The organism is Niallia sp. FSL R7-0271, from assembly GCF_038005785.1.
Lineage (GTDB): Bacteria > Bacillota > Bacilli > Bacillales > Cytobacillaceae > Niallia.
The window spans coordinates 3,753,793-3,770,945 of sequence record NZ_JBBOTZ010000001.1 but is presented as its reverse complement, the minus strand read 5'-3'; the positions used below and the strand labels follow the sequence as shown (position 1 = coordinate 3,770,945).

The window sequence follows — 17,153 nt, the reverse complement described above, 5'->3', positions numbered from 1 at the left end:
TGCCGGCGAAAAAGTACTGTTGCAGCTACAGTTTTAAAAAGATATTGCCTAAAACCTACGAAAGAGGCTCAGGCAATATTTGTAACTATCTCGCAGCAGCTGGCTGTACCTCATCAGGGATAGGGCAGACATAGCCTTTTTCTCCAACTGTTTGCTGCAGCTCCTTTTTCGCTTCTATAAGTAGTTCCGGATCTTTAAGCAGTTTAGCTGCAGTAAGGAAAAGGATTTTTGCAACCTGTAAGGTTCCTTTATGAGCGCTGCTTGATTTTCCTTGTGCTGTTAACTGCCAAGTATGAAAGGGAGTTCCGATTGCGCAAGTTGTAACATTGCATTGAGCTGTTGGTGTAACCCAGCTGACATCGGAAACATCAGTAGAGCCTGGCATGAGTGACATTGATTGTTCGTAAGCAAGGACATCCTCGAACAAGGGATTATCCCCTCTGTTCATACTTAAAGGTTTATATGCTTCTGTTAGCATCTCATCAGTAAGGGTGGCTTGAATCTCTGTCGCAAACTGCTTTTCGGCAGCAGTGAATTTTGTCGGCCCGACTTCAAGCATTGCTTCTTGCATCACTAAATTAAGCGTGTTGTTCGGGATATAGTTGGAGCAGGCCTTATCTATAACAACCTCCATTTCTGTGCCAGTCATTAAGGCAGCTCCCTTTGCGACATCTTTCACTCGTTCAAATAAATCTATCACTGTATCTGTTTTAGGAGCGCGGATTAAATAAAGGACCTCTGCAAAGCCTTGTACAACATTTGGGGACAAACCGCCTGAGTTAGTGATGGCATAATGAATACGAGCCTGGTCAATTATATGTTCTCTCATATAATTAGATCCAATATTCATCAGCTCTACTGCGTCAAGCGCACTTCTTCCTAAGTGAGGAGAGCCAGCAGCATGTGCGCTTTTGCCTTTGAAACGGAAGTAAACTTGAATATTCGCTAAGGAGCTGGTGTTCATTACAAAGGTAATGTCATTTGGATGCCATGTTAATGCACAATCAACATCATCAAATGCTCCCGCTCTGACCATGAATGTTTTGCCTGAACCGCCTTCTTCTCCAGGGCAGCCATAATAACGAATGGTGCAAGGAATATTGTTTTCGGCCACATAATTTTTCAATCCAACAGCAGCAGCCATGGCTCCTGTGCCTAGAAGGTTATGACCGCAGCCGTGGCCATTGCCGTTTGGAATAAGAGGACATTCCCTCGCGGTTCCATCTGCCTGACTTAAGCCTGATAAAGCATCAAATTCACCAAGGAAAGCGAAAACTGGCGTGCCTGAACCAAATTCGGCCATAAAGGCGGTCTCCATGCCGCCGATCTTTTCGTGAATTGTAAATCCTTCCCCTTGAATAGCTGTCTTCAAATAAGAAGTGGAGGCGAACTCCTCAAACCTTGTTTCAGGATGATCCCAGATATAATCGCTTATTGTGCTCCACTTGGCCTTTGTTTCCTCTAAGTATTCTGTAATCCAAAATAAGTTGCTCATCTGTAATCCTCCTCTTAAAAATAAAAAAATTAAAAAAATTTTGACATTTACTTGCAGTTGTTGCTTCCATCCATTAAAATAACGTTAGATTTCCTAACATTTAAAGGGTAGGTTAATGGCAAAAATGCAAAAATCCACCACAAGCTAAAAGTATAAGGAAGCTGCTTGCGATGGATTGTATCTATTTTAACTATTTTGGATAATACGAAGAATATCATGGGCGTTATCGCCAGCAACTGCTGCGAAGTCTTCCCATACCTCATCACGAAGAAGGTCAATCTCGACAATTTTTTTTGCTAATTCGATTGCTTCTTTGCTGATCATTGCAAATAGCTCCTTTCAGTAAAAAATTTTACGTTCTCTCCTGATGACCAACTATACATAAATATTTTAAAAGAATTTTATGCAAAATACAGCTATATTGTCAGGTATTCTTACCTATTTTTTGAATTTTGCGTTAGATTTTATAACAGGATACGATAAAAATCTGAATACTCGTATTATAATTACAGTTAATGAGAGAAATTATTACTTCATGAGGTGAGATGATAATATGGATCATGAGCCATCCTACAAAAAAAGGAAAGTTATCACGATTGGTGTTGTTAGTGAGCTGACTGGGTTAACAGAAAGGCAAATTCGCTATTATGAACAACGAAAGCTTATTTTCCCGGAAAGACCTGAACGGGGGAACCGGAAGTATTCATTTTCAGATGTAGAGCGCTTAATTGAAATTGCCAACAAGCGGGAAGAAGGAGTAAGAACCCATGAAATACGTCAGGAAATAATTAAAAAAACCCGTGAAGAAGAAGAGCGCAAAATAAAAAAACAAATGTTACGCGGCCAAATCAATGCGCGGTTTGGCATTCAAAAAGACTGAAAACAAAACGAGAAAATTCATCCACTTCGAAAATTGTCCCCTTCATAATATTTACATTCCCAAGTGAAAGTCCTTTTTTAAAGGACTTTTTGTTATGTTTGCAAACAGGAGTTGTACTTCTTCTATTGATTATAGGTGAACATGTCCTTTAAACTGATAATGGTAATTTCTTTTAACAGCTAAGAATGTTTATATATTGGAGAGTTGGCATGGACTATATATCCAAAGAAAAAACGTATGAAATAATTGAGGTTTGCTTGCTTGCTGGAAGAATTATGCTCAAAAATGGAGCAGAAACATATCGGGTGGAAGACACGATGACCCGCATAGCCAAAGCGTATGGAGTGGAGGATTCAGACAGCTTTGTTACACCTACTGGTATTATCTTTTCTTTAGAAGGGCGTGAGCCGACAAAGACAAAGCTGATTCGGATTATTGACAGAACAACAAATCTGGAAAAGGTTCTGAAGGTAAATGATATATCGCGAAAAATCAGCTCCGGCTATATCTCTTTGCAAGAGGCATATCATCTATTGAAAGAGATTGATAAAGAAGGCCCAACCTATACAGTTTGGGTGCAGTTTGTTGCTGCGGCAATAGCAAGCGGCTGTTTCTTAATAATGTTCCAAGGAATCTGGAAGGATTTCTTAGCGGCTGTGATTGCAGGCGGAGCAGGGTTTTTATGTTCTGTTTATTTCCATCGAGTGGTGCAAATTAAGTTTTTTGCAGAATTCCTGGCATCGGTGCTCGTTGGATTGATTGCTTTTGGAGCTGTTTATATAGGGTTTGGTGCAGAAACAGACAAAATCATTATCGGTTCGGTTATGCCCCTTGTTCCAGGGTTGCTGATAACTAATGCAGTCAGAGATTTAATGGCAGGTCATTTAGTTTCAGGCATCTCTAAAGGAGCTGAGGCCTTTTTGACAGCTTTTGCGATTGGATCTGGAATTGCTGTTGTGTTTGTAGTATTTTAAGGAGAAATTTATATTATGTGGGAATTATTAGAACAAGCAGTTACAAGCTTTATTGCATCATTTGCCTTTGCGATGATTTTTCACACACCACAACATTTGCTTGTGAGATGCGGGTTTGTCGGCATGTGTGGCTGGGTCGCATATTGGGGCGCGGTCTATGTAAATATAGATGAAGTTCCTGCGACAATCATTGGTGCATTTCTTGTTGCAGTGATGAGTCAAGTATTTGCAAGATGGTATAAAACACCGGTTATTATTTTTACAGTAGCTGGGATCATTCCCCTTGTACCTGGTGGAATGGCTTATAATGCCATGCGACACTTTGTAGAGAATGACTATTATAACGCAGTCAGCCTTGCTGCCAAAGCGTTTCTCTTATCAGGGTCGATTGCAATCGGATTGATGTTCTCAGAAGTGATAAATCAGTTGTTATATAAAAGAAAAACAAGAAAAAGCAATGGAAGCATATAAATGAGTGCTTATCATTGCTTTTTTTATGTAACAGGTTGTTCCTATAAAGTAACAAGTTCCATTCGGTGTGACTAAGTACTAAATCTGGAAGATGTATTTACTATCATGAGCGTGCATTGTAACTTATAGATGTAAAGCAAAAGGGAGCAATGCTATTTCCCTTCATCCCTGTTGATTAAGGAGGATTGCATATAGTCGAAAGTCTCTTTTCCTAACCGTTCAATTAAAAACATGACTGGTATTTGAGTCGTTAAATTGACATTTCCCAAATATTCTGTCGTTATATAATACGCCAGGTTGTAATCAGACATTTTGGCCAGTGAGCTGTCAGAATGATTTGTCAAACTTACAATGATGCTGCCATCCTGCTTAAGGCGGTCCAGCTTTTCCATTGTTGACTTAGATTCGCCTGACACAGACAGCACGATTGTGACACTGTCAGTTATGTAGTGACTGTAAATTGGGAAATACGGATCTTTAATATGAAGAGAAAATTTCTTGAGACCGGAGAAGAACCTTGCACCATATTCTGCAATGACGCCAGAGGTTCCTGCACCGATAAAAATAACGATTTTTGCTTTAGCGATAACTTCGGCTATTTCTTTAATTTTAGATTCATAGTTTGCTGAAAGCGTTCTTTCTACGAAATCGGAAACAGTTGTATATGTATTGTTAAGCCGATATGTTTCTTCCTCTGCAAGATGATTTTTCAGCTGCACCTTGAATTCAGTAAAGCCGTCAAAACCAAGCTTTTTGCAAAAACGAAGTATGGTGGTTGTGGAGACATGCGTTTCATTTGCGAGTTCTCGTATTCTCATATAGGTTACTTCCCGAGAATTCTTCATAATGTAATTGTAAAGCTCATATTCAAGATCGGAAAAAGATTGAATCTGCTCATTTGTAAACATGTTAAACACATCCATTAAATAGATTTACTCCAACTTAGATAATCTTATTATAACATCAACTAAAATTGAAAAGGGTTACACACCTAAAAATAAGAAAAGGGGCGTTTCTATATGAGCAACGGAATTAAAATTGTAACGATTGGCGGAGGTTCCAGCTACACACCTGAGCTTGTTGAAGGATTCATTAAAAGATATGATTCACTGCCGGTTCGCGAGCTATGGCTTGTTGATATTCCTGAAGGACAAGAAAAATTAGAAATCGTAGGTAATTTAGCGAAGCGTATGGTGAAAAAGGCTGGTTTACCAATAGAGGTTCATTTGACTCTTGACCGCAGAGAAGCCTTAAAAGATGCCGATTTCGTTACAACTCAATTTCGTGTCGGCTTGCTTGCAGCAAGAGCGAAGGACGAAAGAATTCCTTTGAAATACAATGTAATTGGACAAGAGACAAACGGTCCTGGCGGCCTTTTCAAAGGCTTACGCACAATCCCTGTCATCCTTGACATTGTTAACGATATGGAAGAGCTTTGTCCAAATGCTTGGCTGATCAACTTCACGAACCCTGCAGGAATGGTAACAGAAGCAGTGCTTCGTCACAGCAATTGGAGAAAAATCGTCGGTCTTTGTAACGTGCCGATTTCTATCCAAATGAGTGTAGCCAAGCTGTTGGAAGTAGAACCTGAGCGAGTTCGCGTTGATTTTGCAGGACTTAACCACATGGTATACGGCCTGCATGTGTATCTTGACGGAAAAGAAGTTACAAAAGAAGTGCTGGAAGAAATGACTTCAGGCAAGCATGCAAGTGCGACAATGCGTAATATTGCAGCAATTGACTGGGATCCAGACTTCATTAAAGCGTTGGGAGCAATCCCTTGCGGCTACCACCGTTACTACTACAAGCAAGCACAAATGCTTGAGCATGAGCATGAGGAAGCAGCAGAGCAAGGAACAAGAGCAGAAGTTGTACAAAAGCTGGAAAAAGAGCTGTTTGAATTATACAAAGATGAAAATCTTTCTATTAAACCGCCACAGCTTGAAAAACGCGGAGGTGCATACTACAGCGATGCAGCCTGCAGCTTGATCGACTCCATGTACAACGATAAGCGCGATATCCAGCCTGTTAATACAATTAATAACGGTGCAATTGCCAGCATTCCTGATGAATCAGCTGTAGAAATCAGCAGTGTTATCACAAAAGACGGCCCTAAACCAATCTCTATTGGTGACCTTCCTGTACCTGTCAGAGGCTTAGTACAGCAGATTAAGTCCTTTGAAAGAGTGGCAGCAGAAGCAGCGGTAACAGGCGACTACAATACAGCATTGCTTGCGATGACAATCAACCCGTTATTGCCTTCTGATAAAGTGGCGAAAGAAATTCTGAATGAAATGCTTGAAGCACATAAAGAGCATTTGCCGCAATTCTTTAAAGAAGATAAAGTTTTATCATAATCAGGAACAACGAATGTGAGAGGAGTGTCATTGTTGACACTCCTCTTTTTGTAGAAAAACAAAAAAGAACTATATTACTAGATTTTAGTGTTGAAAAAAGGGAGAATATGTCCTATTTACTATAATATTCATAGGAAAATAAATGCATTTATGGTCAAAAGTTCGTTTTATCCTTTATTTGGATATTGAAATGTGGTAATTAATATATAGATGTTTGTTTTCCATTAGCTACATAGTTATAAAGAATGATAGCTAAAATTTTTTTGAAAAAGGAGAGAGGAAACATGGCAGGAATCATTCGAGTAACCCCTGAAGAGCTTATTAGCATGTCAAACCGTTATGCAAACGAGGGAAGTCAAGTTGGTGAACAAGTCACTCGTTTGGATCAAATGATCCAAGAATTGGAAAGCATTTGGGAAGGTCAATCAAGCCAAGCGTTCAGTGAGCAATACCAATCACTTCGCCCTTCATTCCTTAAAATGCAGCAATTGCTAGAGGATATCTCCTCACAATTGAACAGCACAGCTAAAGCGCTTGAGGATGCTGATGCTCAAATCGCTAACCAAATTCGCGGCTAAGTGTCTGAACTTAATATCGTTAGAGCTTCTTCATGATTTGCATCATGATGGGTGACGAAATAGCGGATGTGGCTTTTTAAAAGCCGTGTGTATTTTAATAAATGAACTAAACCCTAGGAGGAGCGCTTTTTTTATGGAGCGCTCCTTTACGTTTTGAGGTGGAAAATAATGTATATAGAAGTAACGGTCGATTTGCAGAAATACAATCGAAACAAAATCGACTTACGCTTATCTGACTATTACACAATAAAAAAGCTAATCGATTTATCATGGCAGGTTTCTGATATAGAAACTCTTCCACGATCAGGTTATTGGGTGCGTGTGAAAAATAAACAAAAGGTATTCCCGGGAAATCAACGGCTAACAGATGCAGGAATTACTACGGGAGATATTATTGAAATTTTATGAGGGTGGTATAGAAGATGCCTCAAGCTGAACGTACATACTTAGAAAAAAAGTTGGATGCGATAATCAAAAAAGACAAAAATCGTATTACGTTTATCTTTCAAATTGAAAAGATAAAGATGGATGATAAGAGTGAAGTGTTAATTCTTAAGGATATAGAAAGTCAGCTTCCTAAAGAAATTAATGTAGAGGAGGATGCTCTTCAAATACAGATTGATATTCCCAGCTCCTATCAATATGGTACCTCTATTCAAGGGCTTTCGCACAAGGACAGATTAAAAATAATCTATCAATTGATTCATAAAGTAAAAGATCATCGCATCTCAAGGCTGCATCTTTTCATCAGTCCCGAGAACATTGTGGTGGATCAAGGCTTGACCCCTTATTTCCTGCATTATGGAGTGAAAGAAAGTCTGCCTCCTTACGAAAGAGATGAGGTTGAGCTGTGGCAAGAGCTGAAGGCGCTGGCTGCTTCTTGGGTCGATGTCTCCCGTTCATTTGAGCAATACCTGCAATATGAGAAGACTTTGGAGCTGAGTGAAGACAGCAAAAGGGTGCTTGAGGCCGAGTCTGTTGAAGAGCTGTTAACAGTAATCGACGAGTTTATAAGGAAGGATAGGGAGTCTGCATCTCTGTATATAGAAGTGACAAAAAAGAAATGGAAATGGTTCCGTAATAGTTTGATTGCTGTGAGTGTTCTGCTTGTACCAGCCATTATATATTCCTTTTATTCTATCTTTTTTCTGCAGCCGAAGCAGTCCAAGATTATACTTGCACAAGAACAATTTCTAACCAGTTCCTACAGTGACGTAATTAATACACTTCAGCCTTATAAAATCGATGACTTGCCTAAGGTTGCTAAATATGAACTGGCAACAGCTTATATTTCAAATGAAAACCTGACAGATGAGCAAAAACAATTTGTCCGCAATACCGTCACCCTGCAATCTGATACTAAGTATTTAGATTATTGGATCCAGATTGGCAGAGGAGAAGGGGAAGAAGCACTGAAAACGGCAAGATTTCTAGAGGAGACAGATCTTATTGTCTTTGCCCTTATTAATTACCGGGAAAATATTTCTGCAGATGAATCGATGGACAGCGAGGAACGTCAGCAAAAAATCGATGAAATTGATCGGGAGATTAAGGAATACCAGCAAGAAGAAGACAGTGAAACTTAATCGTTTATCGTCATTACGTCAGCGATTAAAGAGGAGATAACAAGATGTACACATTATTTGTATTTCATGATGATACATACGAAAAGGCTCATCTGAAAAAGGATGACGAGCTAACCATCGGAACAGCAGTTGATGATGATATTACTTTAACCGCAGCAAACATAATAAGCCAGTTAACAGTAACAGTCGACAAAAATGGGAATGCCTTCTGTCAGGTTGGCAAGGAAACAGTCCAGTTAGAGGAACAAATGCAGCATTCTGTAAATACAGGGACTTTATTTATTAAGTTGTTTCTAACAAGGAAACTACCTGAAACCACCTATTATATTGGTAATCGTAAGGAAATCCGTTTTGCAGCGAATGGAGATGAAGGAAAGAGCGCGTCGGAATACTGGCTGCTAGAGAAACAGGACGAGTTGTCAGCAGGCTTTATGCTCGATTTATATGACAAACCGTCTGTAAAGAAAGGGGAAGCCAACTTATATCTTAATGGCCATTTGCTGGCTGCAGACAGTGAATTGGAATTAGGCGATATCCTCTTCTGGAATGGTATGGAAATTACATATTTGGAGGAAGACCTACTTGCTGTTACGAGTGCAAAGGAATTTGGCACAGAGTTGGAGGCAATTAAACCTCATCAGTCTGAAATGAAAAAACGTTATCCTTTATACAGACGAACACCGAGGATGGTATATGAGCTTCCAAAGGAGAAAGTTCAACTCACATTTCCAGGACAAGAGGCACAGCATACGAAGCGCCCACTATGGCTGATTATCCTGCCGCCATTAATGATGCTTATCGTAATGGGAATTGTAGCGCTGTTCATTCCTAGAGGAATATTTATCGTCGTTTCTCTTGTGATGTTTGCAACTACTTTATTTACATCTACCTTCCAGTATTTTAAAGATAAAGCAAACCGCAAGGAATGGGAGCTAAGAAGACGGCGTATTTATTCTAATTATTTGGAAGAGAAACGGGAAGAGCTTCATCTGCTGTCTGAAAAGCAGCGTGAAGTGCTTCACTATCATTTTCCATCCTTTGAACGAATGAAATATATGGTCTCAGAAGTATCAGACAGAATATGGGAGCGAACATTAACAAGTCAGGATTTCCTGCAGTTCCGCATTGGAACAGGTAAAGTGCCGGCCAGCTACAAAATCGATGTAAGCTCACAGGATATGTCCAACAGGGAAATGGATGAGCTCATGGAAGCGTCAAAGCGTCTTGAGAAAACCTATCAGGAGCTTGAGCCGCTACCAATCACTGTCGATCTGTCAAAGGGTGCAATTGGATTAATCGGAAAGGAAGCAGTACTTAAAAGGGAGCTTCACCAACTGATTGGTCAACTGGCATTCTTCCACAGCTATCATGATGTCCGCTTCATCTTTATTTTTGATGAAAAGGAATACAGCACATGGGAGTGGATGAAATGGCTGCCTCATTTTCAGCTGCCTAATTCCCATGCAAAGGGCATGATTTATAACGAAAGCACGAGAGACCAGCTTCTGAGCTCGATATATGAAATGATTCGAGAAAGAGACTTAGAGGAGGATAAAGAAAAGCTGTTATTCTCCCCGCACTATATTTTTATCATTGCTAACCAGCAGCTTATATCAGAGCATGTCATCCTAGAATATTTAGAGGGTGAGCACAAGCAGCTTGGCATCTCTGTCATCTTTGCTTCAGAAGCAAAGGAAAGCTTTTCTGATAATATCCATACGCTTGTCCGCTATATTAACACCTCTCAAGGAGATATCCTGATGCAGGATAAAAAGGCAGTCGAAATTCCGTTCAGCCTTGATACCCATCAGTATGAAAATAATGAGTATTTTGCGAGGATGCTAAGGACGCTGAACCATCAGGTCGGTGTGACAAACTCTATTCCAGAGAGTGTATCCTTCTTAGAAATGCTGCAATTTAAAGATGTTAAAGATATACCAATCGAGGAGTACTGGCATAATAACCAATCAGCAAAATCGCTAGCAGTACCAATCGGTCTTAAAGGGAAAACAGATCTTGTCAGATTGAACCTTCATGAAAAAGCACACGGTCCGCATGGATTATTAGCAGGAACTACTGGGTCTGGTAAAAGTGAATTCTTGCAGACATACATCTTGTCATTAGCTGTGCACTTCCATCCCCATGAGGTTGCCTTCCTGCTGATTGACTATAAAGGTGGGGGAATGGCTCAGCCATTTAAGAATATGCCCCATCTGCTTGGCACTATCACCAATATTGATGGAAGCAAAAACTTCAGCCAGCGCGCACTTGCTTCTATCAAGAGTGAGCTCAAGCGGCGCCAGCGTCTGTTTGACCAATATGAGGTGAATCATATTAATGATTATACTCGTCTGCATAAACAAAATAAGATTGCTGAACCGCTGCCGCATCTCTTCCTTATTTCTGACGAGTTTGCAGAATTAAAGAGCGAACAGCCTGAATTCATTCAAGAACTGGTCAGTGCTGCCAGAATTGGACGAAGCCTTGGTGTCCATCTTATTCTCGCAACACAAAAGCCAGGCGGCATTATTGACGCGCAAATCTGGAGTAATGCCCGCTTCCGCATTGCCTTAAAAGTGCAAAATGCTGAGGACAGCAGAGAAATCTTGAAAAACGGAGATGCTGCCGGTATTACAGTGACAGGAAGAGGCTATTTGCAGGTTGGCAATAACGAGGTATACGAGCTGTTCCAATCTGCATGGAGCGGAGCAGCCTATAACGATGAAGCCTCACTTAATGAGGATGAGGTTGCTCTTGTTACAGATTTAGGACTAGTGCCTTTATCGGAGCTTTCCTCACAGGATACAACAGGAAAAGATTCGGTAACAGAGATGGAAGCAATTGTTGAAGAGATTGAAGCAGTTCATCAAAAATTAGGTCTTATCAAAATCGCTAGTCCATGGCTGCCGCCTTTATCACCGCGCATCTACAGACCAGATATCGCCCAAGAGAAAGAAGCGAAGAAGGTCTTGTTGGCAATGGTTGATGAGCCTGAGAAACAAAGTCAGTCTTCATATACATATGAATGGATGGAGGATGGCAATGTCGGAGTCTTCGGATCTTCAGGCTATGGAAAAACACAGACAATGATTACCTTGCTGATGGGAATTGCTGCCGATGCAAGCCCGGAAGAAGCCCATTTCTATTTGCTTGATTTCGGTAACGGCGGTTTGCTGCCATTAAGGCAGCTCCCGCATTCGGCAGATTATTTCTTGATGGATGAGCAGCGCAAAACGAATAAATTCGTTGCCATTATTAAAAGTGAGATGGCGAAGCGAAAGAGACTGTTCCAACAAATGGAGGTAAGCTCCATTAAGATGTACAACACTCTTTCGGCAGATCCGCTGCCATTATGGTTTATTGTCATTGATAACTATGATGTTGTGAAAGATGAAATGCATGACTTTGAGACCCAGATGAATCAATTTGCAAGGGATGGACAATCGCTGGGCATCTATATGATTTTCAGTGCAACGAGAGTTAATTCTATTCGTCAGACATTAATGAACAATCTTAGAACGAAAATTGTCCATTATTTGATGGACAACACGGAAGCTTATTCCATATTAGGCAGGGTGCCGTTTGAGCCTGAACCGATTCCAGGCCGAGCAATTATTAAAAAGGATTCTGCCTTTTTCTCTCAAGTTGTTCTGCCAAACATCGGAATGGATGAATATGAGCAGCTGCGATTGCTGAAAGAAGACATTGATGCTTTAAAACAGAAGTATATGGAATGTGATAAGCCGAAAGCAGTGCCAATGCTGCCTTCTGAACTGAATAATAAACAGTTCTACTTGTATGTAAAGGAGCAGCAGCAAGGCTTAATTCCAATTGGATTGGAAGAGGAGCTTGTCGAGCCTGTCAGCATAAACTTTGCCAAGACCAATCATTGCTTAATTTTAGGTCAAGCGCAAAAAGGCAAAACAAATGCCATGCAGCTTATTTTAAATGAGGCGCTTAATCAGACGACCGAAAAGCCTGCCATCTTTGATTCTATTGACAGAAGCCTGTCACATGTTGGAGATAAGGATGAGGTCAGCTTTATCGATAACAAGGAAATGATTGCTGCTTGGATAGACAATGTTGAGAACATTTTAAAGCAGAGGGAATCAGATTATGCAGAGGCTGTGCAAAGCGGCAGGATGCCAGAGAAGCACCCGCATATCTATATGTTTATTGATGGATACGGAAGGTTTTTACAGCAAGTCGATAACCGCATTCAAGAAAATATTGTTCGACTTATGAAGAATTACAGCCATCTTGGTTTCCATATCGTTGTATCTGGAACAAACAATGAGCTGACCAAAGGCTATGACCCACTGACATTAGAGTTGAAGCAAGTCCGCCAGGCACTTGTCTTAATGAAGAAGTCAGAGCAGACCTTATTTACCCTCGCTTATGACAGACAAGAGCAGGAAGTGCAGCCAGGGTTCGGCTATTATGTGGAAAATGGTAAAGAAAAGAGAATCCAGATTCCGTTGATGTTAGTGGAAAGGAAGGTGAGCCTATAGTGAAGGGCTTTCCTATATGGAAGATAATTATCGCATTAGTTGTCATTATTGGTTCCCCATTGCTGTTTTTTAAGGCAATTGGGGAAAATCCCCTTAAAGAGAAGGAGAACGCAACAAAATCAATTGCTATTGTAAACGAAGATGTTGGCGTACAAGGGGAGCAAGAAATTCGTTTAGGCGAAAGTGCTGCAAGTATTTTGGCAAAAGACTCTGCATATAACTGGAGTGTTGTTGGCAGAAGCGCCGGCGAAAGCGGGCTGCGCAACAATAAATATGATGCTGTCATTTATATTCCATCAGACTTTTCGAAGAAAGTAATGGATTATGAGAGTGAGAACCCAGCCAAGGTGACATTTGATTATAAGTTGCAAGCACAATTAAATGCTGTCAATACAGAGAAGGTAAAGCTGGAAATTGAAAAAGCAACAAAGCGGACAAATCAGCGCGTATCTTCTTTATATTGGAGCTATGTCGCGACAGACATGAATTCTGTTAAGAAGGAATTCGACCAAATCCTGCAAAAGGAGCTTGATTTCCAAACTACGATGCTTGCCTTTTATAAGCCGAGCTCAAAGGATCTAACAGATCAGATAAAAGAACAGCAAACGATGCTAAACAATATTAAGAACTCCTTCGGGCAAGTTGCTGATCAAGGGACAGATCAGGCAGCTTCAGCTGATTCCTTTTCAGAGGACTTAACAGGTTTTGTTGATAATGTGAAAGCATATGAACAATATCAACAGGAGCAACAAAAGCTTCTTGCAAGCATTCAAGAGGATGCGGTTGCCAATATTAGCACAGCGACAGAAAACCAAAAGTCGCCGTATTTGCAGACACAAAACTTGTTAAATGAGAATGAACAAACAGTTTTGCAGCAAATGGCCGACTTGAACACTTCTCTGCAGACAAATGAAAGCCTGCTTCTAGAAACAAAGCAAGAGCGGATTGATACAGTCGGAAGCCAGCTGCTTTCCTATAATCAATATCAAAGCAATCTTTTAGACTATTATCAGCAGTTAGTTGATACGAAAACACTTAACTCCTTGCAGACTAAAATAGTAGCTACAAAACAAGGTTTATCAGATGGAGAAGAAGTGCTGCTGCCAGAGGCTCCGCCGGAAAACCCGGAAGTGCCAGAGGAAATGACGGACGATGATGTTACAGAAGATCCAGGAACAGAGCCTGATGAAGGCACAGAAGAAGAGGGAGCAGATAGTGATAAGCCAGCTGATGACAGCGGTGAAAACTCATCTGCCACAATTGAGCAAGACGGGACTAACGGAAACGAGCAAACAGGTGAAGAACAGGAACAACAGCCTGGAGGTTCGAATGAAGCAGGTAGTGAACAAAAGGAATTAGAAGATATCCATGCTGCTTTGCAAAGCCTTGAGGAACAATTGGCAAGCATGGCAGGCAGCACCTCTAGCGAAGAAGTGGCAAAGGCTGTTGAACAGCTGAAGGCTATTAATGAGCGTGTGCTGAAAGTGAGCGAAAGTCTAAAGACAAGCGGTGATAACCAGCAAGGTTATGTTAAAGGACTGCTTTCACAAATTGCCGAACTAACAAATCAGCTCACCAATAACGCAACAAGCTTGACAGAGCTGGAAACGAAGAATGAAGACTTAAATAAACAACTCGAAGAGCTGACGAAGCAAAAAGAAAGATTAATAGAGTACGCAGAGGATTTAACAGAGGTAAATGACGAGCTGAGAGACCAGCTTTCCCAATACGCTGATAATATGACCGCAATATTGGATGTGATTGAAGAAAAGGAACAGTCTATATTATCATCTGAAGCTCTTTCCGAAGAGCGTAAACAGGAGCTTGAGAGCTGGTTTGATAAAGATATGGAGACAGGCAAAGTGGTAGATCTCCTTTATTACTATGCGTTCTTAAACGAGTATGAAGGCACATTGTCAAGCATGCTCGGTCAGAATCCAGCAAAAGAAGAAGTTATGGCAAATGAAGATTTCCTTAAACAAATTCAAGCTATCTTCCAAGTAACAGATGAAGAAGCCAGCTATTGGAATCAGCTGGAGCAGGAAACACCAACAATGCGTGACGGTTTAACTGCATTAAACGATAGATTTACTTTGTTTATGGCAGATTACAAGAAAACAATGGATGAAAATCAAAGCATTCTTTTAGACAGCTTTACTTCCATGCAAGAGGAGGCGAGCAAACTAATGGAGCAAATTCAGCAGCCGGTTCAAAACGAGGCTGGCAATTTAAGTGCCGAAGCAAAGGGAACTGGAGTTGCAACGAGCTACAAGCTTATTCAAGAGCAAATGAGCTCCTTCCACAATGGGCTCAAGGAAGCAAGCGAAAGTCAGGATACCATTATTGATTACACCAATGATTTACATCAAGAGGTTTCTGCTGTTCAGACAGATGCAGATGTGCTGAACAATAAATGGTCAACAAATGTTAAGTCAACACAGCTAATAAGAGATGACGTCTTCTCCGTGCTTGGCAATGCTTTTGTTGACGATCAATCGAATGGTGTTGTTTATGACTTCCTTTCAAGTCCGCTGCAGCTGACTGCAGGAACTTCTGAAAAGGTTGAAACAAACACAGTGCCGCCGGTAGTTGTGCTGTTTATCGTTTTATTAAGCAGTCTGTTAATCGGTTATACAACCTACTATTTCAACAGCCTGCCATATTGGGTAAGAGCAGCACTATTCCTGCTCGTCAACACCCTTGTCGGCTTTATCATCAGCCTTTACGGTCTGAAAATATATCAGCTGGCAGAGCAGGCCACAATGGAATGGACGGTGTTCACTATCTTATTGCTAATGGTAAGCTCAGGCATAATTACTGTAGCATTTTCACTGCACCGCCTTGCCGGTCTGTTTGTAACAGCAGGTATGGTTGCTTTGTATGTCACACCATTGCTGGCATTGAGCACACCTAACTTTAAATTTACTGATCCGATGAGCAATGTATATATTTCCATTCAGTACAGCACTGAATCATTATTTGCTCCGGCTGCTATCATCCTGGTGTTTGCACTGCTTCTTCTTATCGTTCTGCAGGTGCTGATTGAACGATTTAAAGGTTCCTCCAGCAGCTTAGAGCATGAGGTGGGAGCTAATGAAACGGTGTAAATGGATTATATATCTGGTTATTTGTTTTATGGGAATAAATGTTTATTTTTACAATGAAGCTGTGAAAAAAGCATATGCAGAGACAAATACAAATATTGATGAATTGGCACCAAATGATTATGAAGGTAAATCAACTGACAAAAATACAGACTTGCTTGATGAGGATGCTTCCTCATCAAGTAAGTCTGAAATTCCAGAAGAACAAAAGCAGCTCATATTTGACGGCAAAAAGACCTTTTCTGCTGATGATGTCAAAGAGAAGCTATTCCAAAAAGCAGCCACAAATAAGATTGAACAGAATGCAGAACAGCTTGGATTGTTTGCAGGTGATGATGAAATAAGGCAAGCGGGAGTATCAGAAGAAACATTGCCTGATACCACCTCCTCTTTATCCTTATTTTTAGGCATTTTGATTGCTGTCTGCATCACTTTGCTTGGCATCGTTTTAACTGTTTTCTATCGGACAGCAAAACAAGGGGAAAGAAAGGGGCAATAATTATGAGTCTTTCTAGTATACTCGCAAACCTAGGCGGCGATGTAAGCGGCAAAATAGATAATATTGAACGAAAAATTAAAAGGTTAAGATCAGCTAAAAATAAAGTGGCGAATGAGCAGGATGCAATGCTCGAAGAAATCAGACAGCTGAAAAAGCCTGATTTAGACAAAAACTGGGTTGGCAAAAGAGCAGATGAGTTTGACGGAAAGCGGGAAGATGTGTATCAGACGATGAGTGATATTGGGAACAGGGAATATGAATATTACCAAAGCTCAATCGAAAATAAAATCAACTTCCTGGAAATAGAAAAAGCCAGTCTCCATGGTATCGGGGTCCTTGTTTCTGAAGCAAACAAACTATTGGACCGCGGAGAAGAAATGGTTGAGGATGTCAAAGGCAAAATATCTGAAATTAGAAGGATGTTGTGATATGGCTACGATTAAACTAAACCATGCAAATGCAATCAGCAAACTAAGCAATGCAGAACAGGCGGTGCACAATCTTGATATGAGCAGTGCACCGACAAGCAAGCTGAAGGATAACAAGCTTGATTTCACTTCAGAATGGAAAGAAAGAGAAGAACGAATCGAGAACTTGATAGAGGAATACAAAAAGATTGTTCTAAAGAATGTGGCCGATACGAAGGATAATATTGATGCATTGAAGGAACAAGATGAAGCGATAACCAGGTAAAGGGT

General features: G+C 40.6%; 15 protein-coding genes. 12 read left to right on the top strand and 3 right to left on the bottom strand.

Annotation, left to right across the window (positions count from 1 at the left end):
- Positions 1 to 85: 85 nt before the first annotated feature.
- Together MKX82_RS19255 and MKX82_RS19250 are read right to left on the bottom strand one after the other, a co-directional pair.
- Positions 86 to 1,495 carry a M20 family metallopeptidase gene (locus MKX82_RS19255; RefSeq protein WP_341079182.1) on the bottom strand — a complete coding sequence of 470 codons (1,410 nt, stop codon included), beginning with the start codon at positions 1,493 to 1,495 and terminating at the stop codon, positions 86 to 88.
- Between the two features lie 186 nt (positions 1,496 to 1,681).
- Positions 1,682 to 1,819: a hypothetical protein gene (locus tag MKX82_RS19250; protein WP_233316000.1), complete on the bottom strand. Its 138-nt coding sequence runs from the start codon at positions 1,817 to 1,819 to the stop codon at positions 1,682 to 1,684.
- 229 nt (positions 1,820 to 2,048) lie between these two features.
- Between MKX82_RS19250 and MKX82_RS19245 the strand changes: the two genes are divergently transcribed.
- The 3 genes from MKX82_RS19245 (at position 2,049) to MKX82_RS19235 (ending at position 3,820) form a co-directional block, all read left to right on the top strand.
- Positions 2,049 to 2,375, top strand: a complete 327-nt coding sequence (locus tag MKX82_RS19245) for a MerR family transcriptional regulator (protein ID WP_144455070.1) — start codon at positions 2,049 to 2,051, stop codon at positions 2,373 to 2,375.
- A 209-nt stretch (positions 2,376 to 2,584) separates the two neighbouring features.
- Positions 2,585 to 3,349, top strand: coding sequence for a threonine/serine exporter family protein (locus MKX82_RS19240; RefSeq protein WP_233315999.1), 765 nt, complete (start codon positions 2,585 to 2,587; stop codon positions 3,347 to 3,349).
- A 15-nt stretch (positions 3,350 to 3,364) separates the two neighbouring features.
- Positions 3,365 to 3,820 carry a threonine/serine exporter family protein gene (locus MKX82_RS19235; protein ID WP_233315998.1) on the top strand — a complete coding sequence of 152 codons (456 nt, stop codon included), beginning with the start codon at positions 3,365 to 3,367 and terminating at the stop codon, positions 3,818 to 3,820.
- 152 nt (positions 3,821 to 3,972) lie between these two features.
- On the opposite strand, the gene MKX82_RS19230 is transcribed toward MKX82_RS19235, so the two are convergent.
- A complete protein-coding gene (locus tag MKX82_RS19230; RefSeq protein ID WP_233316156.1) occupies positions 3,973 to 4,728 on the bottom strand; it encodes a MurR/RpiR family transcriptional regulator in 756 nt (251 codons plus the stop codon).
- A 111-nt stretch (positions 4,729 to 4,839) separates the two neighbouring features.
- On the opposite strand from MKX82_RS19230, the gene MKX82_RS19225 reads away from it, so the two are divergent.
- The 9 genes from MKX82_RS19225 (at position 4,840) to MKX82_RS19185 (ending at position 17,148) form a co-directional block, all read left to right on the top strand.
- Positions 4,840 to 6,177, top strand: a complete 1,338-nt coding sequence (locus tag MKX82_RS19225; protein WP_341079178.1) for a 6-phospho-beta-glucosidase — start codon at positions 4,840 to 4,842, stop codon at positions 6,175 to 6,177.
- A 284-nt stretch (positions 6,178 to 6,461) separates the two neighbouring features.
- Positions 6,462 to 6,755, top strand: a complete 294-nt coding sequence (locus MKX82_RS19220) for a WXG100 family type VII secretion target (protein ID WP_233315996.1) — start codon at positions 6,462 to 6,464, stop codon at positions 6,753 to 6,755.
- Between the two features lie 168 nt (positions 6,756 to 6,923).
- On the top strand, positions 6,924 to 7,163 hold the full coding sequence (locus tag MKX82_RS19215) for an EsaB/YukD family protein (RefSeq protein WP_233315995.1): 240 nt from the start codon (positions 6,924 to 6,926) through the stop codon (positions 7,161 to 7,163).
- Between the two features lie 14 nt (positions 7,164 to 7,177).
- Entirely contained in the window at positions 7,178 to 8,341 is a 1,164-nt protein-coding gene (gene essB / locus MKX82_RS19210) for a type VII secretion protein EssB (RefSeq protein ID WP_233315994.1), read from the top strand.
- Positions 8,342 to 8,385: 44 nt separating this feature from the next.
- On the top strand, positions 8,386 to 12,852 hold the full coding sequence (gene essC, locus MKX82_RS19205; protein ID WP_341079175.1) for a type VII secretion protein EssC: 4,467 nt from the start codon (positions 8,386 to 8,388) through the stop codon (positions 12,850 to 12,852).
- Entirely contained in the window at positions 12,852 to 15,959 is a 3,108-nt protein-coding gene (gene esaA / locus MKX82_RS19200; RefSeq protein ID WP_341079174.1) for a type VII secretion protein EsaA, read from the top strand. The genes essC and esaA overlap by 1 nt, the downstream gene beginning before the upstream one ends.
- A 28-nt stretch (positions 15,960 to 15,987) precedes the next feature.
- Complete coding sequence (gene essA / locus MKX82_RS19195; RefSeq protein WP_341079172.1) at positions 15,988 to 16,455, top strand: type VII secretion protein EssA; 468 nt, start codon at positions 15,988 to 15,990, stop codon at positions 16,453 to 16,455.
- Positions 16,456 to 16,457: 2 nt separating this feature from the next.
- Positions 16,458 to 16,883 (top strand): YwqH-like family protein, encoded by a 426-nt coding sequence (locus MKX82_RS19190; RefSeq protein WP_233315990.1) that lies wholly within the window; start codon positions 16,458 to 16,460, stop codon positions 16,881 to 16,883.
- Position 16,884: 1 nt separating this feature from the next.
- A complete protein-coding gene (locus MKX82_RS19185; protein WP_233315989.1) occupies positions 16,885 to 17,148 on the top strand; it encodes a YwqI/YxiC family protein in 264 nt (87 codons plus the stop codon).
- The last annotated feature ends 5 nt before the right edge of the window (positions 17,149 to 17,153 follow it).

Excerpts from the sequence above, each read along its gene's own strand:
- essB (WP_233315994.1), top strand. The coding sequence starts at position 7,178 with ATGCCTCAAGCTGAACGTACATACTTAGAAAAAAAGTTGGATGCGATA.
- MKX82_RS19215 (WP_233315995.1), top strand. The coding sequence starts at position 6,924 with ATGTATATAGAAGTAACGGTCGATTTGCAGAAATACAATCGAAACAAA.
- MKX82_RS19225 (WP_341079178.1), top strand. The coding sequence starts at position 4,840 with ATGAGCAACGGAATTAAAATTGTAACGATTGGCGGAGGTTCCAGCTAC.
- MKX82_RS19230 (WP_233316156.1), bottom strand. The coding sequence starts at position 4,728 with ATGTTTACAAATGAGCAGATTCAATCTTTTTCCGATCTTGAATATGAG.
- MKX82_RS19240 (WP_233315999.1), top strand. The coding sequence starts at position 2,585 with ATGGACTATATATCCAAAGAAAAAACGTATGAAATAATTGAGGTTTGC.
- MKX82_RS19185 (WP_233315989.1), top strand. The coding sequence starts at position 16,885 with ATGGCTACGATTAAACTAAACCATGCAAATGCAATCAGCAAACTAAGC.
- MKX82_RS19235 (WP_233315998.1), top strand. The coding sequence starts at position 3,365 with ATGTGGGAATTATTAGAACAAGCAGTTACAAGCTTTATTGCATCATTT.
- MKX82_RS19190 (WP_233315990.1), top strand. The coding sequence starts at position 16,458 with ATGAGTCTTTCTAGTATACTCGCAAACCTAGGCGGCGATGTAAGCGGC.
- MKX82_RS19255 (WP_341079182.1), bottom strand. The coding sequence starts at position 1,495 with ATGAGCAACTTATTTTGGATTACAGAATACTTAGAGGAAACAAAGGCC.
- MKX82_RS19250 (WP_233316000.1), bottom strand. The coding sequence starts at position 1,819 with ATGATCAGCAAAGAAGCAATCGAATTAGCAAAAAAAATTGTCGAGATT.
- MKX82_RS19220 (WP_233315996.1), top strand. The coding sequence starts at position 6,462 with ATGGCAGGAATCATTCGAGTAACCCCTGAAGAGCTTATTAGCATGTCA.
- essA (WP_341079172.1), top strand. The coding sequence starts at position 15,988 with ATGGGAATAAATGTTTATTTTTACAATGAAGCTGTGAAAAAAGCATAT.
- MKX82_RS19245 (WP_144455070.1), top strand. The coding sequence starts at position 2,049 with ATGGATCATGAGCCATCCTACAAAAAAAGGAAAGTTATCACGATTGGT.
- essC (WP_341079175.1), top strand. The coding sequence starts at position 8,386 with ATGTACACATTATTTGTATTTCATGATGATACATACGAAAAGGCTCAT.